Source organism: Dysosmobacter segnis (assembly GCF_014297285.1).
Lineage (GTDB): Bacteria > Bacillota > Clostridia > Oscillospirales > Oscillospiraceae > Oscillibacter > Oscillibacter segnis.
This window is the reverse complement of the sequence record NZ_JACOQI010000095.1, coordinates 1-1,069: the sequence shown is the minus strand read 5'-3', so window position 1 is coordinate 1,069 and position 1,069 is coordinate 1. Positions and strand designations below refer to the sequence as shown.

Annotated in this window: 1 protein-coding gene; it reads left to right on the top strand. The window is 37.2% G+C overall.

What is annotated here, in order from left to right; genetic code table 11:
• Window positions 1-992: 23S rRNA (adenine(2503)-C(2))-methyltransferase RlmN (gene rlmN / locus H8Z83_RS19185; RefSeq protein ID WP_436231660.1), on the top strand; the 992-nt coding region annotated here is incomplete at its 5' end.
• Window positions 993-1,069: the final 77 nt, after the last annotated feature.

Here is a 1,069-nt window from a genome sequence, read left to right as displayed (position 1 = left end):
ATATAAAAATGAAACGTTTACCTAAATATACGCCTGCGGAAGTACGGAATGATCCATACGGATTTACTTACAAAGAAATGTCGGAAGTTATTGGCGAGAATGAAGCAAAAGCCTTATATGAAGAATTATATAAGCAATTACCACGCAAAAAAAATCTATCAATGTTGGTAAAAAATATTTGCAAAAGCAGTGATACTGAAAAGTATGTTTACGAACTGAAAGACAACAAATACATTGAAACGGTTTTTATCAAGCGGCGAGATGGTGGAACTGTTTGCGTGAGCACACAAGTCGGTTGTCCTGTTGGTTGTATTTTTTGTGAGTCCGGGCGAAATGGCTTTGTTCGTAATCTAACATCGTCAGAAATCGTACAACAGATTATATTGTTGCGTCGAAAAGTAAACCGTATCGTTTTTATGGGTATGGGAGAGCCTTTATTCAATTATGACAACTTGATAAAAGCAATCCATATTCTCCGAGATAGATATGGGCTCAACTTTCCAACCGACGGCATTACCATATCAACAGTTGGTCCGGTCGATCAATTAAAAAAATTGCGCGAGGAACATCTTAAAATTCAGTTGACAATATCTTTACACGCAGCAACACAATCTGCAAGAAATCGTATTATTCCTCACATGCGCATATATGCTATTGAAGATGTTGTTAAGCAAGCCTTATCCTATTCTGAAAGGCATAATCGCAAAATTGTCTTTGCGTATTTGCTTTTACCGGGTATAAATGACCGGCCCTCAGATGTAAGACAACTTGCAAAATGGTTTCGGGGCAAAAAAGTTATGATTAACGTGTTACAATACAACCCAACAAGCAATTCAAGAATTAAAGCACCACAGAAACGGGAAATAGTTGCATTCAAACATCAATTAGAGCAAGCAGGACTTGAAGTTACTATGAGAGTTTCTCATGGCAGAGAGATTAACGCGGCTTGTGGACAGTTAGCTAACACATATAATAAATTCAAAAAAAAATGATTAAAAGTGCCAGACGCATAGACGCAGAGCCGATAACGCATTAGGTCAAAAAACCTATGTGTTATCGGCTTTTTTAT